At 59.1% G+C, this 16,973-nt stretch carries 19 protein-coding genes; 6 read left to right on the top strand and 13 right to left on the bottom strand.

The window, feature by feature from the left end; genetic code table 11:
- Positions 1-145 precede the first annotated feature (145 nt).
- The 3 genes from cysN to ACA079_RS04215 form a co-directional block, all read right to left on the bottom strand.
- Positions 146-2,044: a sulfate adenylyltransferase subunit CysN gene (gene cysN / locus ACA079_RS04225; RefSeq protein WP_134096681.1), complete on the bottom strand. Its 1,899-nt coding sequence runs from the start codon at positions 2,042-2,044 to the stop codon at positions 146-148.
- A 9-nt stretch (positions 2,045-2,053) separates the two neighbouring features.
- Positions 2,054-2,971, bottom strand: coding sequence for a sulfate adenylyltransferase subunit CysD (gene cysD / locus ACA079_RS04220; protein WP_462047023.1), 918 nt, complete (start codon positions 2,969-2,971; stop codon positions 2,054-2,056).
- A 266-nt stretch (positions 2,972-3,237) separates the two neighbouring features.
- A complete protein-coding gene (locus ACA079_RS04215; protein WP_497702667.1) occupies positions 3,238-3,996 on the bottom strand; it encodes a Nif3-like dinuclear metal center hexameric protein in 759 nt (252 codons plus the stop codon).
- Positions 3,997-4,098: 102 nt separating this feature from the next.
- On the opposite strand from ACA079_RS04215, the gene algW reads away from it, so the two are divergent.
- On the top strand, positions 4,099-5,259 hold the full coding sequence (gene algW / locus ACA079_RS04210; RefSeq protein WP_129438464.1) for a Do family serine endopeptidase AlgW: 1,161 nt from the start codon (positions 4,099-4,101) through the stop codon (positions 5,257-5,259).
- 124 nt (positions 5,260-5,383) lie between these two features.
- Here the strand turns inward: algW and hisC are convergent, their stop codons facing one another.
- From hisC to ACA079_RS04160, 10 genes are all read right to left on the bottom strand, one after another.
- Positions 5,384-6,436: a histidinol-phosphate transaminase gene (gene hisC, locus ACA079_RS04205; protein WP_497702666.1), complete on the bottom strand. Its 1,053-nt coding sequence runs from the start codon at positions 6,434-6,436 to the stop codon at positions 5,384-5,386.
- Between the two features lie 2 nt (positions 6,437-6,438).
- Positions 6,439-7,764, bottom strand: a complete 1,326-nt coding sequence (gene hisD / locus ACA079_RS04200; protein WP_497702665.1) for a histidinol dehydrogenase — start codon at positions 7,762-7,764, stop codon at positions 6,439-6,441.
- Positions 7,765-7,890: 126 nt separating this feature from the next.
- Positions 7,891-8,526: an ATP phosphoribosyltransferase gene (hisG, locus tag ACA079_RS04195; protein WP_007901570.1), complete on the bottom strand. Its 636-nt coding sequence runs from the start codon at positions 8,524-8,526 to the stop codon at positions 7,891-7,893.
- A gap of 128 nt (positions 8,527-8,654) precedes the next feature.
- Complete coding sequence (murA, locus tag ACA079_RS04190) at positions 8,655-9,920, bottom strand: UDP-N-acetylglucosamine 1-carboxyvinyltransferase (RefSeq protein WP_415773255.1); 1,266 nt, start codon at positions 9,918-9,920, stop codon at positions 8,655-8,657.
- A gap of 22 nt (positions 9,921-9,942) precedes the next feature.
- Complete coding sequence (locus ACA079_RS04185; RefSeq protein WP_046052891.1) at positions 9,943-10,182, bottom strand: BolA family protein; 240 nt, start codon at positions 10,180-10,182, stop codon at positions 9,943-9,945.
- A gap of 113 nt (positions 10,183-10,295) precedes the next feature.
- On the bottom strand, positions 10,296-10,601 hold the full coding sequence (locus tag ACA079_RS04180) for an STAS domain-containing protein (protein ID WP_008150739.1): 306 nt from the start codon (positions 10,599-10,601) through the stop codon (positions 10,296-10,298).
- Positions 10,598-11,254: an MlaC/ttg2D family ABC transporter substrate-binding protein gene (locus ACA079_RS04175; RefSeq protein WP_415773254.1), complete on the bottom strand. Its 657-nt coding sequence runs from the start codon at positions 11,252-11,254 to the stop codon at positions 10,598-10,600. Before ACA079_RS04175 ends, ACA079_RS04180 begins: the two co-directional genes overlap by 4 nt.
- Positions 11,255-11,265: 11 nt before the next feature.
- Positions 11,266-11,733, bottom strand: coding sequence for an outer membrane lipid asymmetry maintenance protein MlaD (gene mlaD, locus ACA079_RS04170; protein ID WP_046045861.1), 468 nt, complete (start codon positions 11,731-11,733; stop codon positions 11,266-11,268).
- Positions 11,733-12,530, bottom strand: coding sequence for a lipid asymmetry maintenance ABC transporter permease subunit MlaE (gene mlaE, locus ACA079_RS04165; RefSeq protein ID WP_008150745.1), 798 nt, complete (start codon positions 12,528-12,530; stop codon positions 11,733-11,735). Before mlaE ends, mlaD begins: the two co-directional genes overlap by 1 nt.
- Entirely contained in the window at positions 12,530-13,339 is an 810-nt protein-coding gene (locus tag ACA079_RS04160; RefSeq protein WP_008150748.1) for an ATP-binding cassette domain-containing protein, read from the bottom strand. Before ACA079_RS04160 ends, mlaE begins: the two co-directional genes overlap by 1 nt.
- Positions 13,340-13,615: 276 nt before the next feature.
- Here ACA079_RS04160 and ACA079_RS04155 point away from each other — a divergent pair, with 276 nt between their 5' ends.
- From ACA079_RS04155 to lptB, 5 genes are read left to right on the top strand one after another with little or no spacing between them, the layout of a single operon-like run.
- Positions 13,616-14,590, top strand: a complete 975-nt coding sequence (locus ACA079_RS04155) for a KpsF/GutQ family sugar-phosphate isomerase (RefSeq protein ID WP_129438476.1) — start codon at positions 13,616-13,618, stop codon at positions 14,588-14,590.
- On the top strand, positions 14,590-15,114 hold the full coding sequence (locus tag ACA079_RS04150) for a KdsC family phosphatase (RefSeq protein ID WP_033057989.1): 525 nt from the start codon (positions 14,590-14,592) through the stop codon (positions 15,112-15,114). The genes ACA079_RS04155 and ACA079_RS04150 overlap by 1 nt, the downstream gene beginning before the upstream one ends.
- A gap of 7 nt (positions 15,115-15,121) precedes the next feature.
- Positions 15,122-15,694 (top strand): LPS export ABC transporter periplasmic protein LptC, encoded by a 573-nt coding sequence (gene lptC / locus ACA079_RS04145; protein WP_150658803.1) that lies wholly within the window; start codon positions 15,122-15,124, stop codon positions 15,692-15,694.
- The gene (gene lptA / locus ACA079_RS04140) at positions 15,681-16,229 is read left to right on the top strand and encodes a lipopolysaccharide transport periplasmic protein LptA (RefSeq protein WP_497702664.1); all 549 of its coding nucleotides are present in this window, start codon (positions 15,681-15,683) and stop codon (positions 16,227-16,229) included. The genes lptC and lptA overlap by 14 nt, the downstream gene beginning before the upstream one ends.
- Complete coding sequence (gene lptB, locus ACA079_RS04135) at positions 16,229-16,954, top strand: LPS export ABC transporter ATP-binding protein (RefSeq protein ID WP_027924532.1); 726 nt, start codon at positions 16,229-16,231, stop codon at positions 16,952-16,954. The genes lptA and lptB overlap by 1 nt, the downstream gene beginning before the upstream one ends.
- The last annotated feature ends 19 nt before the right edge of the window (positions 16,955-16,973 follow it).

The raw sequence follows: 16,973 nt of genomic DNA, 5'->3' as shown, positions 1-16,973 counted from the left end.
CAAAAGATCGCAGCCTTCGGCAGCTCCTACAGGGGCCTGGCGTACACTTGTAGGAGCTGCCGAAGGCTGCGATCTTGGCGATTTCAGGGACAAAAAAACCCGCCGATGATCACTCATCGGCGGGTTTTTTATTAACGGCTAACGCTTAGATCGCGCCACGCTTGCGCAGCAGATCCAGCACTTGCTTGACGCTTTCTTCCAGCGACAGCGACTGGGTATCGACCACGAGGTCGGCGTCCAGCGGCACGTCGTACGGGAAGGAATCGCCCGGGATGTTATCCCCGGCCGCCGCGTACAAGCCTTGTGGGTCACGCTCGGCACAGACCGTCGGCGAGGCCTGGACGTAGACCGTCAGCAGACGCTCCTTGCCGATCAGTTCCCGGGCTTGCTCACGACCTTCAGCACTCGGCGCAACAAACGCAGCCAAGGTCAGCAGACCCGCTTCGTTGAACTGACGCGCAACGTGCGCGGCACGACGCCAGTTCTCGGTACGCCCGGCGCGATCCTGTGGCAGACCTTTGTTCAGGTCGTGACGCAGGTTCTGACCGTCGAGTACAAACACCGCACGGCCCATGTCAAACAGTTTGCGTTCAACCGCGTAAGCCAAGGTGCTTTTGCCGGCGCCCGACAAGCCGCTGAACAACACGGTGGCCGGTTGCTGGCCGAAGCGCTGGGCGCGTTCTTCGGTGGCGACGTGCGCCAGTTTGCCGTGATGCGTGCTGGTGCCATGGCTCAACGGCTGAGCGATGATCATGCCGGCCGCGACAGTGCCATTGGTCAAACGATCGATGACGATGAACGAACCAGTAGTGCGGTTGCTCGCGTAGCCGTCCAAAGCGATGGCCGCGTCGAGGCTGACCTTGACCCGGCCGATCTCGTTCAGGTTCAACGAACTGGCCGGACCTTCTTCCAGGGTGTTCACGTCAACGCGGTTGACGATGCTGGTGATCGAACCCGGCACGTAACTCGTGGCGCGCTTGATGTCGTATTTCTTACCCGGCAGCATCGGCTCTTCGGCCATCCACACCAGCATGGCGTCGAAGGCGTCGGTCACTTGTGGCTGGTTATCAGCATGCACCAGCAAGTCGCCGCGGGAGATGTCGATCTCGTCTTCCATGGTCAGCGTCACCGCTTGACCAGGACCGGCGTGCTCCAGCTCACCTTCGAAGGTGACGATGGACTTCACGCGGCTGCTCTTGCCCGACGGCAGCACAACGACTTCGTCGCCCTTGTGCACTACGCCGCTGGCCAGGGTGCCGGCGAAACCACGGAAGTTCAGGTTCGGACGGTTGACGTACTGCACCGGGAAACGCAGGTCGGTGTAGTTGCGGTCGTTGGCGATCTCGACGGTCTCGAGAATTTCCATCAGCGACTGGCCGGTGTACCACGGCGACCGCTCGGACTTGTTCACCACGTTGTCGCCCTTGAGGGCAGACATCGGCACGAAGGCCATGGTGGTCGGCTTGAACGCGATGCCTTCGGCGAACTTCAGGTAATCGGCCTTGATCGACTCGAAGACTGTTTCGTCGAAGCCGTTGAGGTCCATCTTGTTGATGGCGACAACGATGTGCTTGATGCCGAGCAACGAGGCAATGAAGCTGTGGCGACGGGTCTGGGTCTGCACGCCGTAACGGGCGTCGACCAGGATGATCGCCAGGTCACAGGTGGATGCACCGGTGGCCATGTTGCGGGTGTACTGCTCATGGCCAGGGGTGTCGGCGATGATGAATTTGCGTTTGGCGGTGGAGAAATAACGGTAAGCGACATCGATGGTGATGCCCTGCTCCCGCTCGGCCTGCAGGCCGTCGACCAGCAATGCCAGGTCGATGTCATCGCCAGTAGTGCCGACTTTTTTCGAGTCGCGGGTAATGGCTTCCAGGTGATCTTCGTAGATCATTTTGGAGTCGTGCAGCAGGCGCCCGATCAGGGTGCTCTTGCCGTCGTCGACGTTGCCACAGGTCAGAAAGCGCAGCATTTCCTTGCGTTCGTGCTGGCCCAGGTAGGCGAGGATGTCCTCGCTGATCAAATCAGATGCGTGCGACATGACAACCCCTTAGAAATAACCCTGACGTTTCTTTTCTTCCATCGAGCCTGCGCCATCGTGATCGATGACCCGGCCCTGGCGTTCGGAAGTTCGCGTCAGGAGCATTTCCTGAATGATGTCGGTCAGGCTGATGGCCTCGGACTCGACCGCACCGGTCAACGGGTAGTCGCCGAGTGTACGGAAACGGACCTTCTTTTTGACGATACGCGCCTTGTCTTCATCGCTCAGGTGATTGAGCAGACGTTCGTCGTCAATCATGATCCAGGTGCCATTCATCTCGATGACGTCGCGCTCGGCAGCGAAATACAGCGGCACAATCGGGATGCCTTCGAGGTAGATGTACTGCCAGATGTCCAGCTCGGTCCAGTTCGACAAAGGGAACACGCGGATCGATTCGCCCTTGTTGACCTTGCCGTTGTAGACGTTCCACAACTCGGGACGCTGGTTTTTCGGGTCCCAGCGGTGCTTGGTGTCGCGGAAGGAATACACGCGCTCTTTGGCACGGGACTTCTCTTCGTCACGACGGGCACCACCGAAAGCGGCATCGAAACCGTACTTGTCGAGAGCCTGCTTGAGGCCTTCGGTTTTCATGATATCGGTGTGCTTGGCGCTGCCGTGGGTCAGCGGGTTGATGCCCTGCGCAACACCCTCGGGATTCACGTGCACGATCAGGTCCAGGCCGAGTTCTTCGACCATACGGTCGCGGAACGCGTACATTTCCTTGAACTTCCACCGGGTGTCGACGTGCATCACCGGGAACGGCAGTTTGCCCGGGAAGAATGCCTTGCGCGCAAGGTGCAGCATCACGGCGGAGTCTTTACCGACGGAGTACAGCATCACCGGGTTATCGAACTCGGCGGCGACCTCGCGGATGATGTGGATGCTTTCGGCCTCCAGCTGTTTCAGATGCGTCAGTTTGTCGACCATGGCTACTCACGAAAACGATCTTATGGACGGCCAGCGGGCCGTGTTCGAGCGGGGAATCCTAGCACAGCGACCTCTTCTAATCAGGACGCCGACTAGATCGAAAGGGTATATGAATATACCCCCTCGTTTGGGCAGTGCAGACCACTGTGGGAGCGAGCTTGCTCGCGATAGCGGTTCCACATTCAACGATGGTTTCGACTGAGCCACCGCCATCGCGAGCAAGCTCGCTCCCACAGGAGATTGAGGTGTGTTTGGCAGATCCGTTTTCAGATGGGGTTCGGGCAATCGATGAAGATGTGCTCAAGGGCAAAGCGCCGCGCCAGATAATCCCCGAGTGCCTGCACGCCATAGCGCTCGGTGGCGTGATGGCCGGCGGCGATGAAGCTGATGTTGTTTTCCCGGGCGCTGTGGAAGGTCTGCTCGGACGCCTCACCGCTTATGTACAAGTCGACGCCAGCCAACACGGCCTGATCGATGTAACCCTGACCGCCACCGGTGCACCAGCCAACGCGGCGAATCATCTCGCTGCCTTCGATCAGCAACGGCTCGCGGCCCATGACTTCTTGTACGCGACGGGCAAAATCGCGGGCCGTCACCGGTTCGTTCAATGAACCGACCAGGCCGACAACTTTGAGATTGTCCGGGTCCAATGGGCCTTCCACAGTGATATCGAGCTGACGTGCCAGCTGCACGTTATTGCCGACTTCCGGGTGCAGATCCAGCGGCAGATGGTAGGACAACAGGCTGATATCGTGCTTGAGCAAGGTTTTCAACCGACGCTGCTTCATGCCGGTGATGCACGGATTCTCGCCTTTCCAGAAATAGCCGTGATGCACCAGTACCAGGTCGGCGCTGGCTTCCACAGCGGCGTCGAGCAATGCCTGGCTGGCGGTGACGCCACTGACGATGCGCATCACCTGCGGCCGGCCTTCGACCTGCAGCCCGTTGGGGCAGTAATCGGCAATCTTTGCACTGTTAAGGTAACGGTCGGCTTCTTCGACCAGGGTGCTCAAGGCGACGGCCATAAAAGACTCCTAAATATCCCGTTCAGAGGCACGCTTCGCCTCGTATAATGCGCGACATTATGGGCGGTCTCATACCGCCTGCAACCTCTCAGGACGTGCTTAATGCTCAAGGCGCTGCGTTTTTCCGGCTGGCCGCTGTTGGCCGGCGTGCTTATTGCTCTGTTAATCATCCAGCGTTACCCGCAGTGGGTCGGACTTCCGAGCCTCGACGTCAACATGCAGCAAGCCCCGCAAACCACCACCATGCAACAGGGTCCGGTGTCCTATGCCGACGCAGTGACCACGGCCGCGCCGTCGGTGGTCAACCTGTACACCACCAAAGTCATCAACAAACCGAACCATCCGCTGTTCGAGGACCCGCAGTTCCGCCGCTTCTTCGGCGACAACTCGCCCAAACAGAAGCGCATGGAATCGAGCCTCGGCTCCGGCGTGATCATGAGCCCGGAAGGTTACCTGCTGACCAACAACCACGTGACCACCGGTGCCGACCAGATCGTGGTGGCGCTCAAGGACGGTCGTGAAACCCTGGCCCGAGTGATCGGCAGCGACCCGGAAACCGACCTTGCAGTATTGAAAATCGATTTGAAGAACTTGCCTTCGATCACTGTTGGGCGTTCCGACAACATCCGCATCGGCGACGTGGCCCTGGCCATCGGCAACCCGTTCGGTGTCGGCCAGACCGTGACCATGGGCATCATCAGTGCTACCGGGCGTAATCAGCTGGGCTTGAACAACTACGAAGACTTCATTCAGACCGACGCTGCGATCAACCCCGGCAACTCCGGCGGTGCGCTGGTGGATGCCAACGGCAACCTGACCGGCATCAACACGGCGATCTTCTCCAAGTCCGGCGGTTCGCAGGGCATCGGTTTCGCAATCCCGGTGAAACTGGCCATGGAGGTGATGAAGTCGATTATCGAACACGGCCAGGTGATTCGCGGCTGGCTCGGTATCGAAGTGCAGCCGTTGAGCCAGGAACTGGCGGAATCGTTTGGCCTGTCGGGGCGTCCGGGCATTGTGGTCGCGGGTATTTTCCGTGACGGTCCGGCGCAGAAGGCCGGCCTGCAACTGGGTGACGTGATCCTCAGCATCGACGGCGAACCGGCCGGCGATGGTCGTCGTTCGATGAACCAGGTCGCGCGGATCAAACCGACCGACAAGGTCACGATCCAGGTGATGCGCAACGGCAAAGAGCTCAAGCTCACCGCCGAGATCGGTTTGCGTCCGCCGCCTGCGCCGGTCAAAGAGAAAGAAGAAGAGTAAGCCACCAGCACAAGACCACTGTGGGAGCGAGCTTGCTCGCGATAGCGGTTTAACAGTCAACGATGATGTTGAATGTTATGGCCTCATCGCGAGCAAGCTCGCTCCCACAGGATCGGGGGATGCTTTAGAGAGTGCCCAAGCCGTCGATCAACGCCTGATTCTGCTCCGGCGTGCCAATCGAAATCCGTAGGAACTGGGCAATCCGCTCCTGCTTGAAGTGCCGAACGATCACGCCTTGCTCACGCAACTTCGCCGCCAGCCCCGCCGCATCGTGTTTCGGATGACGGGCGAAAATGAAGTTCGCCGCCGACGGCAGCACTTCAAAACCCTTCCCTTCCAATTGCGCAACGACCCACTCACGATTCTCGATGACTAACCGGCAGGTCTTGTCGAAGTACTCACGATCTTCGAACGCTGCGGCTGCACCGACATTCGCCAGACGATCCAGCGGATAGGAGTTGAAGCTGTTCTTGATCCGCTCCAGCGCCTCGATCAGGTCCGGATGCCCCACCGCCAGACCCACCCGCAGGCCGGCCAGCGAACGGGACTTGGACAGGGTCTGGGTCACCAGCAGGTTCGGATAACGGTCCACCAGGCTGATCGCCGTCTCACCACCGAAGTCGATGTAAGCCTCATCCACCACGACCACTGAATCCGGGCTGGCCTTGAGGATTTGCTCCACGGCATCCAGCGCCAACAGGCAGCCAGTCGGTGCGTTCGGATTGGGGAAGATGATCCCGCCGTTCGGCTTGGCGTAGTCCGCCGGGTTGATCTGGAACTGCTCGTCCAGCGGCACCGCGTCGAAGGTGATGCCGTACAACCCGCAGTAAACCGGATAGAAGCTGTAGCTGATGTCCGGGAACAGGACTGGATTATCATGTTGCAGCAAACCGTGAAAAATGTGCGCCAGGACTTCATCGGAACCGTTGCCGAGAAACACCTGATTGCTCTGCACGCCGTAGTACTTGGCGACCGCTTGCTTGAGCACATCACTGTTCGGGTCCGGGTACAGACGCAAATTGTCGTTCAGTTCGGTCTGCATCGCCGCCAAGGCTTTTGGCGATGGTCCGTACGGGTTTTCGTTGGTGTTGAGCTTCACCAGTTTCGCCAGTTTCGGCTGCTCGCCCGGTACATAAGGCACCAGATTCTTGACGAACGGGCTCCAGAATTTACTCATGCTCAGTTCCCCTTTTGCTCGTCAATGATGCGGTATTCGGCACTGCGCGCGTGAGCGGTCAGCGACTCGCCACGGGCCAGCACGGAAGCGGTTTTGCCCAGTTCCGACGCACCCTGCTCGGAGCAGAAGATGATCGACGAACGCTTCTGGAAGTCGTACACACCCAGCGGCGAGGAGAAACGCGCGGTGCCGGAGGTTGGCAACACGTGGTTCGGACCGGCGCAGTAGTCGCCCAAGGCTTCGGAGGTGTGACGGCCCATGAAGATCGCGCCAGCGTGGCGAATCTTCGGCAGCCAGGCCTGCGGATCAGCAACGGACAACTCAAGGTGTTCCGGCGCGATGCGGTTGGCCACTTCGATGGCTTGGTCCATGTCGCGGACCTTGATCAGCGCACCACGGCCATTGATCGACGTTTCGATGATCTCGGCGCGTTCCATGGTCGGCAGCAGTTTGGCGATGCTGGCGGCCACCTTGTCGAGGAACTCGGCGTCCGGGCTGACCAGAATCGCCTGGGCGTCTTCGTCGTGCTCGGCTTGGGAGAACAGGTCCATGGCAATCCAGTCCGGATCAGTCTGGCCGTCGCAGACAACGAGGATTTCGGATGGGCCGGCGATCATGTCGATGCCGACCTGGCCGAACACGTGGCGCTTGGCGGTGGCGACATAGATGTTGCCCGGACCGACCACCTTGTCGACCTTCGGCACGCTTTCGGTGCCGTAAGCCAGCGCGGCGACCGCTTGAGCGCCGCCGATGGTGAACACGCGGTCGACGCCGGCGATGCAGGCTGCGGCCAGCACCAGCTCGTTGATTTCGCCACGAGGCGTCGGTACCACCATGATCACTTCGGTCACACCGGCCACCTTGGCCGGAATCGCGTTCATCAGCACCGAGGAAGGATAAGACGCCTTGCCGCCCGGTACGTACAGGCCGGCGCGATCCAGCGGCGTGACCTTCTGACCCAGCACGGTGCCGTCGGCTTCGGTGTAGCTCCAGGATTCCTGCTTCTGTTTCTCGTGGTAGCTGCGTACTCGGGACGCGGCTTTTTCCAGCGCTTCACGCTGAGGTACGGTGATGCGGGTCAGGGCCAGTTCCAGGCGTTCACGAGGCAGGATCAGGTCCGCCATGGACGCGACTTGCAGGCCGTCGAACTTCTGGGTGAATTCCACCAGCGCCGCATCGCCACGCTCGCGCACGGCCTTGATGATGTCCAGCACCCGCTGATTGACCGAGTCGTCAGACACACTTTCCCAGCTCAGCAGATGATCCAGATGATGTGCGAAATCCGGGTCAGCAGCGTTGAGTCGGCGAATTGCAGTCGGTGCGGTCATAGCGAGAGCCTCATAGAATTGGCAAAAACTCAGGCGCCCTAACTTAGCAGTCGTTTCCGCTTGGGCACCTGAGAATTCTGGCTATGAGGCGGATAGACGGGCGCGGTTTATGGCCGCGCGGGTGAGTCAGCCGCGGTGTCGAGACTCCACTGCCTTGCGCAGGGTGTCGATCAACGCCTGGATACGGGCGTGCTGCATTTTCATTGAAGCTTTGTTCACGATCAGCCGGGAGCTGATGTCGGCAATGAAATCCTGGGGTTCCAGGCCATTGGCGCGCAGGGTGTTGCCGGTGTCGACCACGTCGATGATCTTGTCTGCCAGGCCGATCAGCGGCGCCAGTTCCATCGAGCCATAAAGCTTGATGATGTCGACCTGACGGCCCTGTTCGGCGTAGTAGCGCTTGGCAACGTTGACGAATTTGGTCGCCACACGCAGGCGGCCCTTGGGCTCGACATCGCCGACACGGCCGGCGGTCATCAGCTTGCAGAGGGCAATTCGCAGGTCCAATGGCTCGTACAGGCCCTGGCCGCCATATTCCATCAGCACATCTTTACCGGCGACGCCCAGGTCCGCGGCACCATGTTCGACGTAAGTCGGCACATCGGTGGCGCGCACGATCAACAGGCGTACATCGGCCTGAGTCGTGGGGATGATCAGCTTGCGGCTCTTGTCCGGATTCTCGGTCGGCACGATGCCCGCTTCAGCCAGAAGCGGCAGGGTGTCGTCAAGGATGCGGCCCTTGGACAGTGCGATGGTCAACATGGGAAACGTCAGTCCTTATCAGGCTACTGATGCCCGGTCGCAAATGGCGCCGGACACACATCGAGCCGGTAACCGGCTCGACTTGAAACGAAACCAACGGGCACGTCCCTGTGCCCATGCAACAGAAACTAGCCCGGTACGCGGCGGATCTTGGCGCCGAGCATCTGCAGTTTCTCTTCGATGCACTCGTAACCACGGTCGATGTGGTAGATGCGATCGATCAGGGTGTCACCTTCAGCGATCAACGCCGAGATCACCAGGCTGGCCGAAGCACGCAGGTCGGTGGCCATGACTGGCGCGCCCTTGAGCTTTTCGATGCCGGTAACGATGGCAGTGTTGCCTTCGACCTGGATGTGAGCGCCCATGCGGTGCAGTTCGTAAACGTGCATGAAGCGGTTTTCGAAGATCGTCTCGATCACAGCGCCCGTGCCTTCGGCAATGGCGTTGAGGGAGATGAACTGCGCCTGCATGTCGGTCGGGAACGCCGGATACGGAGCGGTGCGCACGTTAACGGCTTTTGGCCGCTTGCCGTGCATGTTCAGCTCGATCCAGTCTTCGCCGCAGGTGATTTCGGCACCCGATTCCTTGAGTTTCTCAAGAACGGCTTCGAGGATGGTCGGATCGGTGTCCTTGACCTTCACACGGCCGCCGGTCACAGCAGCGGCGACCAGGTAAGTGCCGGTCTCGATACGGTCAGGCATTACTTTGTAAGTGGTCGGGTGCAGACGCTCGACGCCATCGATGGTGATGGTGTCGGTGCCGGCGCCAGTGATCTTGGCGCCCATGGCGTTCAGGAAGTTCGCCAGGTCGATGACTTCAGGCTCGCGAGCGGCGTTTGCCAGAACACTGCGACCCTTGGCCAGAGCGGCCGCCATCATAATGTTTTCGGTACCGGTCACACTGACGGTGTCGAAGAAGAAGTGCGCACCGCGCAGGCCACCTTCAGGCGCCTTGGCCTTGATGTAGCCGCCTTCGACGTCGATGACCGCGCCCATGGCTTCGAGGCCACGAATGTGCAGGTCAACCGGACGCGAACCAATGGCGCAACCGCCAGGCAGTGCGACTTCGGCTTCACCGAAACGGGCAACCATCGGGCCTAGCACCAGGATCGACGCACGCATGGTTTTCACCAGTTCGTACGGAGCGATCAGGGTCTTGATGGTGCGCGGGTCGATTTCGACGCTGAGTTTCTCGTCGATCACCGGCTCGATGCCCATACGACCGAACAGCTCGATCATGGTGGTGATGTCGTGCAGGTGCGGCAGGTTGGCTACGGTCACCGGGCCATCGCACAGCAAGGTTGCAGCCAGGATCGGCAGGGCAGAGTTCTTTGCCCCGGAGATGCGGATTTCGCCATCAAGACGAACGCCACCGGTAATAATCAATTTATCCATAAGAATCTCGACGCCCTTGGGCTCAGGTGCGCTCGGCCCAGGCCGCGCTGCTGAAAAATTTCATAGTGACCGCATGGATGCTGCCATCGGTGATCCATGGGTTCAAATGGGCATAGATCTGCTGCTGACGCTTCACCGGGCTCAACGCCGCCAGTTCATCGCTAATCACGTTCAGCTGAAAGTTGCAGCCTTCGCCCTCAACTTCTACCTGAGTTCCGGGCAGCTTTCCTTCAAGGAAGCTCTTCACTTCTACGGCCTGCATGCTCAACCTCAATCGGCGCCCTGTGCGCGCGGGTCGGACATCATACAAAAAAGCCCCGCGCCTGCGAACCCCGCGAAGCAGGACTCTGACGGGGGGCTTCTTTATAGATGCGGTTAGGGATGCGCCAACAGCTCGGTCAATTCGCTGACCTGAGCGATTTCGCGCATGTCTTCTGGCATCCCACGGATGCTCAACGCCTTGCCGGCCGCCTCTGCATCACGCATGAAGCACAGCAGCAGCGACAAGCCGACACTGCTGGACTTCAACACTGCCGAGCAATCGACCACCAGTGCAGCGGCCTTGCTGGACTTGATCAGCGCCTGCCCCTGCTTGCGCAAGCCGGGGCCGGTGCGGTAATCCAGCATGCCGCTAAGTGTCAGCTCGCCGGATTCGCTCATGCGAATGGCCGACACACTCATTGAGCTTGCGTCTCGGTGGTTTGCTTCTGACTGGCTTCCTTGGCTTTGGCGACTTCCCCGGCCCAACCATTGATGGTCTTGTCCAGGTCGTTGCCATTGCGCTGCATCGCATCAGCGAACTGATCACGGAACAGCTTGCCAATGTTAATGCCGTTGATGATCACGTTGCGCAGTTTCCACTCGCCATTGATCTTTTCGAGTGTGTAAGACACAGGATAAATCGCGCCGTTGCTGCCTTTGACCGTCATGGCGACGCTTGTACGATCTCCCGACTCATCCTTGGCAGGGTCGACGACGATCCCCTGATTGTTGTATTCGAGCAAAGCGTTGCCATAGAACTGGAACAGACCCTTTTTGAAGTTTTCTTCAAAGGTCTTCATTTGCGCAGGCGTGGCTTTGCGCGAGTACTTGACCGTCATGATGCTCTTGGAAATGCCCTCGGCATCCACAACAGGTCCGACGATGCTGTCCAGCGCGGCATAGAAGTCTTTCGGATCCTGCTTGTACTTCTCTTTATTGGTCGCCAGATCGGCAAGTAACCGATTGGTGGTGTCCTGTACCAGTTCGTGCGCGGAAGGCGCCGCCACGGCGTTAGCCATCAACGGCAGGGCCGCGAGTAATACCAACAGGCCACGTCGCAAGGTAGAGATCATTTAAAAGCTCCTCATTTGGCGTCTTTACTAACGGTATTGAGCAGAAATTTACCGATCAGGTCTTCGAGTACCAGCGACGACTGCGTGTCGTGGATGGTTCCACCATCCTTGAGCAAGCCTTCTTCGCCGCCCACGCTGAGACCGATGTACTTCTCGCCCAACAGCCCAGCGGTCAGGATAGATGCAGTGGAGTCAGTCGGCAGGTTATCTACGCGTTTTTCCAGCTGCATGGTCACTCGACCGGTGAAACTGTCGCGGTCCAGATCGATCGCCGTGACCTTGCCGATGGTCACACCGGCCATGGTCACTTTAGCTCTGACAGTCAAACCGGCGATATTGTCGAAATACGCATAAAGTTTATAAGTGTCGGTCGTTGCGCTCGGGGACAGGCCACTCACCCGCAACGCCAGCAACAGCAAAGCCAGGATGCCAGCCAGCAAGAAAAGGCCGACACCGATTTCCAGGGTGCGGTTTTGCATCAGAAATCTCCAAACATCAAGGCGGTCAGAATAAAGTCCAGGCCGAGTACAGCCAAAGAGGCATACACCACGGTCTTGGTAGTGGCACGACTGATCCCCTCGGAAGTGGGCTCGCAGTCATAGCCTTGGAATACGGCGATCCAGGTCACGACAAAGGCGAAAACGATGCTTTTGATAATGCCGTTGAGCACATCGTCTGCAAAGGTCACGCTGTTCTGCATGTTGGACCAGTAGGAACCTTCATAGACACCCAGCCAGTCGACGGCCACCCACGAACCACCCCAGATTCCCACCACGCTGAAGATCATCGCCAGCACTGGCAGGGAAATGAAGCCGGCCCACAGGCGCGGGGCAATGATGTACTTGAGCGGGTCGACACCAATCATTTCCAGACTGGACAACTGCTCGGTGGACTTCATGTTGCCGATTTCGGCAGTCAATGCCGAACCGGCGCGCCCGGCGAACAACAATGCCGTGACCACGGGACCCAGTTCACGCAACAGCGTCAGCGCAACCATCTGGCCGACCGCCTGCTCCGAACCATAGCTGGATAGGATATTGAAGCCTTGCAGCGCCAGCACCATGCCGATGAATACCCCGGAGACCACGATGATCACCAGGGACATTACGCCCACCGAATGCAGTTGCTTGATCAGCAAGCCAAAACCGCCGCCAATGCCGCCACGGCCAAGCAAGGCATGAAACAGGAATATCGCCGAACGGCCGAACACCCCCAGCACGTCAATGCCAGAGTGGCCGAACCGGCGAACCCGTTCTATTAGTGAAATCTTGCGCATCAACGCTGCCCCAGAAGATCTGCGCGGTAATCCGTCGCTGGAAAGTGATAGGCGACCGGACCGTCAGGCTCGCCTGTCATGAATTGACGGATGCGTGGCTCCTGCGAGTTCATCAGCTCCTCGGGAGTGCCCTGCCCCAACACCTGGCCTTCGCCGACGACATAGATGTAATCGGCGATGCTCGCGGTCTCGGCCAGGTCGTGGGAGACCACGATACTGGTGATGCCCAGCGCATCGTTGAGCAGGCGGATCAGGCGCACCAGCACACCCATGGCAATGGGGTCCTGGCCGACAAAGGGCTCGTCATACATGAGGATTTGCGGATCGAGGGCAATCGCCCGAGCCAGAGCGACGCGACGCTTCATGCCGCCGGACAACTCGTCAGGCATCAGGTCGATGGCGCCACGCAAGCCCACGGCCTGCAATTTGAGCAGGACAATGTCCCGGATCATTTCTTCCGGCAGTTCGGTATGAACGCGTAGCGGAAAGGCGACGTTCTCGAACACATCGAGATCGGTGAACAGTGCACCACTCTGAAACAGCACGCCCATGTGCTTTCGCGCATCGAACAGATCACTGCGCGACAGTTTCGGCAGGTTCTGTCCATTGACCCAGACTTCGCCTTTGGTGGGCCGCAACTGTGCGCCCATCAGCCGCAACAGCGTAGTCTTGCCACACCCGGAAGGCCCCATGATGCCGGTGACCTTGCCGCGCGGGATACGTATATCGACGTTATTGAAAATGCTGCGCGTTCCGCGCTTGAAGGTCAGTCCCTTCAGCTCGACCGCGTAGGCTTTATCGGCACTCATCTAAACTCCTTGCGATGCAGCCTCTCACTCGGACGCCTGGCTTTCTGACGAAAGCACATACCTCCCGGGCAGGCCGAACTGGCGGCGAACTATATCACTGCAAAGGCCAAGCGCCCAAGGCCCAAGCCGGGCCATGTTGAGCAACATGACGGGGTAAAAGCTTCTATTCAGGGGTATTCGGTAACAGGGAATGACAAAGCGCGACGAACTTGCGTGAGGGTTTCGATCATTACCGTTATAATCGCCGCCTTTTCATCAGGCTATACGATTTCTGACATGAGCCAATCCAGCGACCTGATTCAATCAGCACAACGCACCATCCGCCTCGAACTGGAAGCCGTACAAGGCTTGTTGCCCCGTATCGACGCAGATTTCGTACGCGCTTGCGAGATGATTCTGGCCAGCAAAGGGCGCGTGGTCGTGGTCGGCATGGGCAAATCGGGGCACATCGGCAACAAGATCGCCGCCACCCTGGCCAGTACCGGCACCACGGCTTTTTTCGTGCACCCGGCCGAAGCCAGCCACGGCGATATGGGCATGATCACCCGCGACGACATCATCCTGGCGCTGTCGAACTCCGGCTCCACCAATGAAATCGTCACCCTGCTGCCGCTGATCAAGCGCCTGGGCATTCAATTGATCAGCATGACCGGCAACCCTGATTCACCGCTGGCGAAGGCTGCCGAGGTCAACCTCAACGTACACGTCGAGCACGAAGCCTGTCCGCTCAACCTGGCACCGACCTCGTCGACCACTGCCGCGCTGGTCATGGGCGACGCCCTGGCCGTTGCGCTGCTGGAAGCCCGTGGTTTTACCGCTGAAGATTTCGCCTTTTCCCACCCCGGCGGCGCGCTTGGCCGACGCCTGCTGCTGAAAGTGGAAACCGTCATGCACGCCGGCGCAGAACTGCCCCAGGTGCAACGTGGCACGCTACTCAAGGACGCCTTGATGGAAATGACCCGCAAGGGCCTGGGCATGACCGCGATTGTGGAGGCCGACGGCAAACTGGCCGGGATCTTCACGGACGGCGACTTGCGCCGCACCCTTGACCGGACCATCGACATCCACCATACGACCATTGACGAGGTCATGACCGTTCACGGCAAGACCGCCCGTCCCGATATGCTGGCAGCCGAAGCCCTGAAAATCATGGAAGACCATCGAATCAACGCGCTGGTGGTAGTCGACAAGGAAGACCGTCCAATCGGCGCCTTCAACCTGTCCGACCTGCTGCGCGCAGGAGTAATGTGATGAGCACCGACCTGCTGCAACGCGGCAAGAACATCAAACTGGCGGTTTTCGACGTCGATGGCGTACTGACCGACGGACGCCTGTACTTCCTCGAAGACGGCAGCGAATTCAAGACGTTCAACACCCTCGACGGCCAAGGCATCAAGATGTTGATGGCAGCCGGTGTGCAGACCGCTATCATCAGCGGCCGCAAGACCCCGGTGGTCGAGCGACGAGCGAAGAACCTCGGTATTCCACACGTGTACCAGGGGCGCGAAGACAAACTGGTGGTGCTCGACGAGCTTCTTGCCCAACTCAACCTAAGCTATGAACAAGTCGCCTACCTCGGCGACGACCTGCCGGACCTGCCGGTGATTCGCCGCGTCGGCTTGGGCATGGCGGTGGCAAACGCTGCCAGTTTCGTCCGTGAACACGCCCACGGCATCACCCAGGCCCGCGGTGGCGAGGGTGCCGCTCGCGAATTCTGCGAATTGATCCTGCGCGCGCAGGGCCGCCTTGATGCGGCAAACGCCGCGTACCTGTGAGCCAACTATGCTGAGCAAAAAGATTCGCAAATTCCTGGTGTTCGGTTGCATCGCAGCGATATTCGCGGCGGTCGGCTACTGGAACATCAGCCCGGAACGCTTCCTCGATCAGCCGGTGGCTAAGATCGATGAAACCGCGATCGACTATTACGCGATCAACGCCCACAGCGTGCAATACCTGCCGGACGGCAAACTGCAATACGAAATGACGTCCGACAAGGTTGAACACCTGAAAGCCACCGAAGTGACGCTGCTGACCAATCCCGACCTGAACATGTTCCGCGGCACCGAGTTTCCGTGGCATGTCCAGAGCGAGCACGGCGAAGTGAATCCCGACGGCACTCAGGTCGAACTGATTGACTCGGTGCGCATCACGCGCTTCGACGAGAAAAACCGCAAGACCCTGATTACTACCACCCGCATGACAGTGTTCCCGCAGCAGCAATATGCGCAGACCGAGCAACCCGTTAGAATCGACGGCGCTGGTGGTGTGTCGACTGGCAAGGGAATGAAAGCGTATTTGAAAGAAAGCAGGATACACCTGCTATCTAACGTAAGAGGACAGTATGAGGCTCGTTAAAACCCTCCCTATTTTGCTCGGTCTGAGCGCAGCACTGGGAAGCGTGAGCGCCTGGGCTCTGCCGAACGATCAAGAGCAGCCTATCCGCATCCAGGCCGACGATGCCCAACTGGACGACAAGAATGGTGTTGCCACCTATAAAGGTGACGTGATCATTACCCAGGGTTCGATGATTGTTAAAGGCAATACTGTGACCATCACCCGCACCCCGGCCGGCGACATCGACGTGGTGACTTCGGTGGGCAATCTGGCCTACTTCGAGCAGATGCAGACGGCTGGCGACACCAAACCTGTACAGGGCTGGGGTGTGACCATTCAGTACCACGCCTCGCAAAACCGCGTCGTGCTGATCGATAAGGCAAAAGTTGTCGACAAGGACAACAACGTCACCCAAGGCGAAAAAATCGTCTACGACACCGAGAAAAAGCTTGCGAGCGCTGGGCGCGCTACGGGCAGCAAGGTCACCGAGGCGCGTCCGCGTATCGATATGGTGATCCAGCCGAAGCCGAAAAACGACACGAAAAAGGCTCCGTAATGGCAACTCTGAAAGCTCAGCATCTGGCCAAGAGCTACAAGAGCCGCCAGGTCGTGCGCGACGTCAGCCTGTCGATCGACAGCGGTCAGATCGTCGGCCTGCTGGGTCCCAACGGCGCCGGCAAGACCACCTGCTTTTACATGATTGTCGGCCTGGTACAGGCCGATCAGGGCCGCGTACTGATTGACGACCTGGATGTCAGTCACCAGCCTATGCACGGTCGTGCGAAGGCCGGCATCGGCTATCTTCCGCAAGAAGCATCGATCTTCCGCAAACTCTCGGTAGCCGACAACATCATGGCGATCCTCGAGACCCGCAAGGAACTCGACAAGGCCGGTCGTCGCAAAGAGCTGGAAAGCCTGCTGCAGGAATTCCACATCAGCCACATCCGCGACAACCTCGGGATGAGCCTGTCCGGTGGTGAACGCCGCCGTGTGGAAATCGCCCGGGCACTGGCTACCAACCCGAAATTCATCCTGCTCGACGAACCGTTCGCCGGCGTGGACCCGATTTCGGTGGGTGACATCAAGCAGATCATCTATCACCTCAAGGCCAAAGGCATTGGCGTGCTGATCACTGACCACAATGTCCGTGAAACCCTGGATATCTGCGAAACCGCCTACATCGTCAACGATGGCCAGCTGATCGCCGAAGGTGACTCTGCCACCATCCTGGCCAACGACCTGGTCAAGGAAGTGTATCTGGGCCATGAGTTCCGCCTGTAAGCACTGAGGTGTCTGGCTG

The sequence above is a fragment of the Pseudomonas sp. LBUM1645 genome (assembly GCF_059716185.1).
This window is presented reverse-complemented; position numbering and strand designations above follow the sequence as displayed.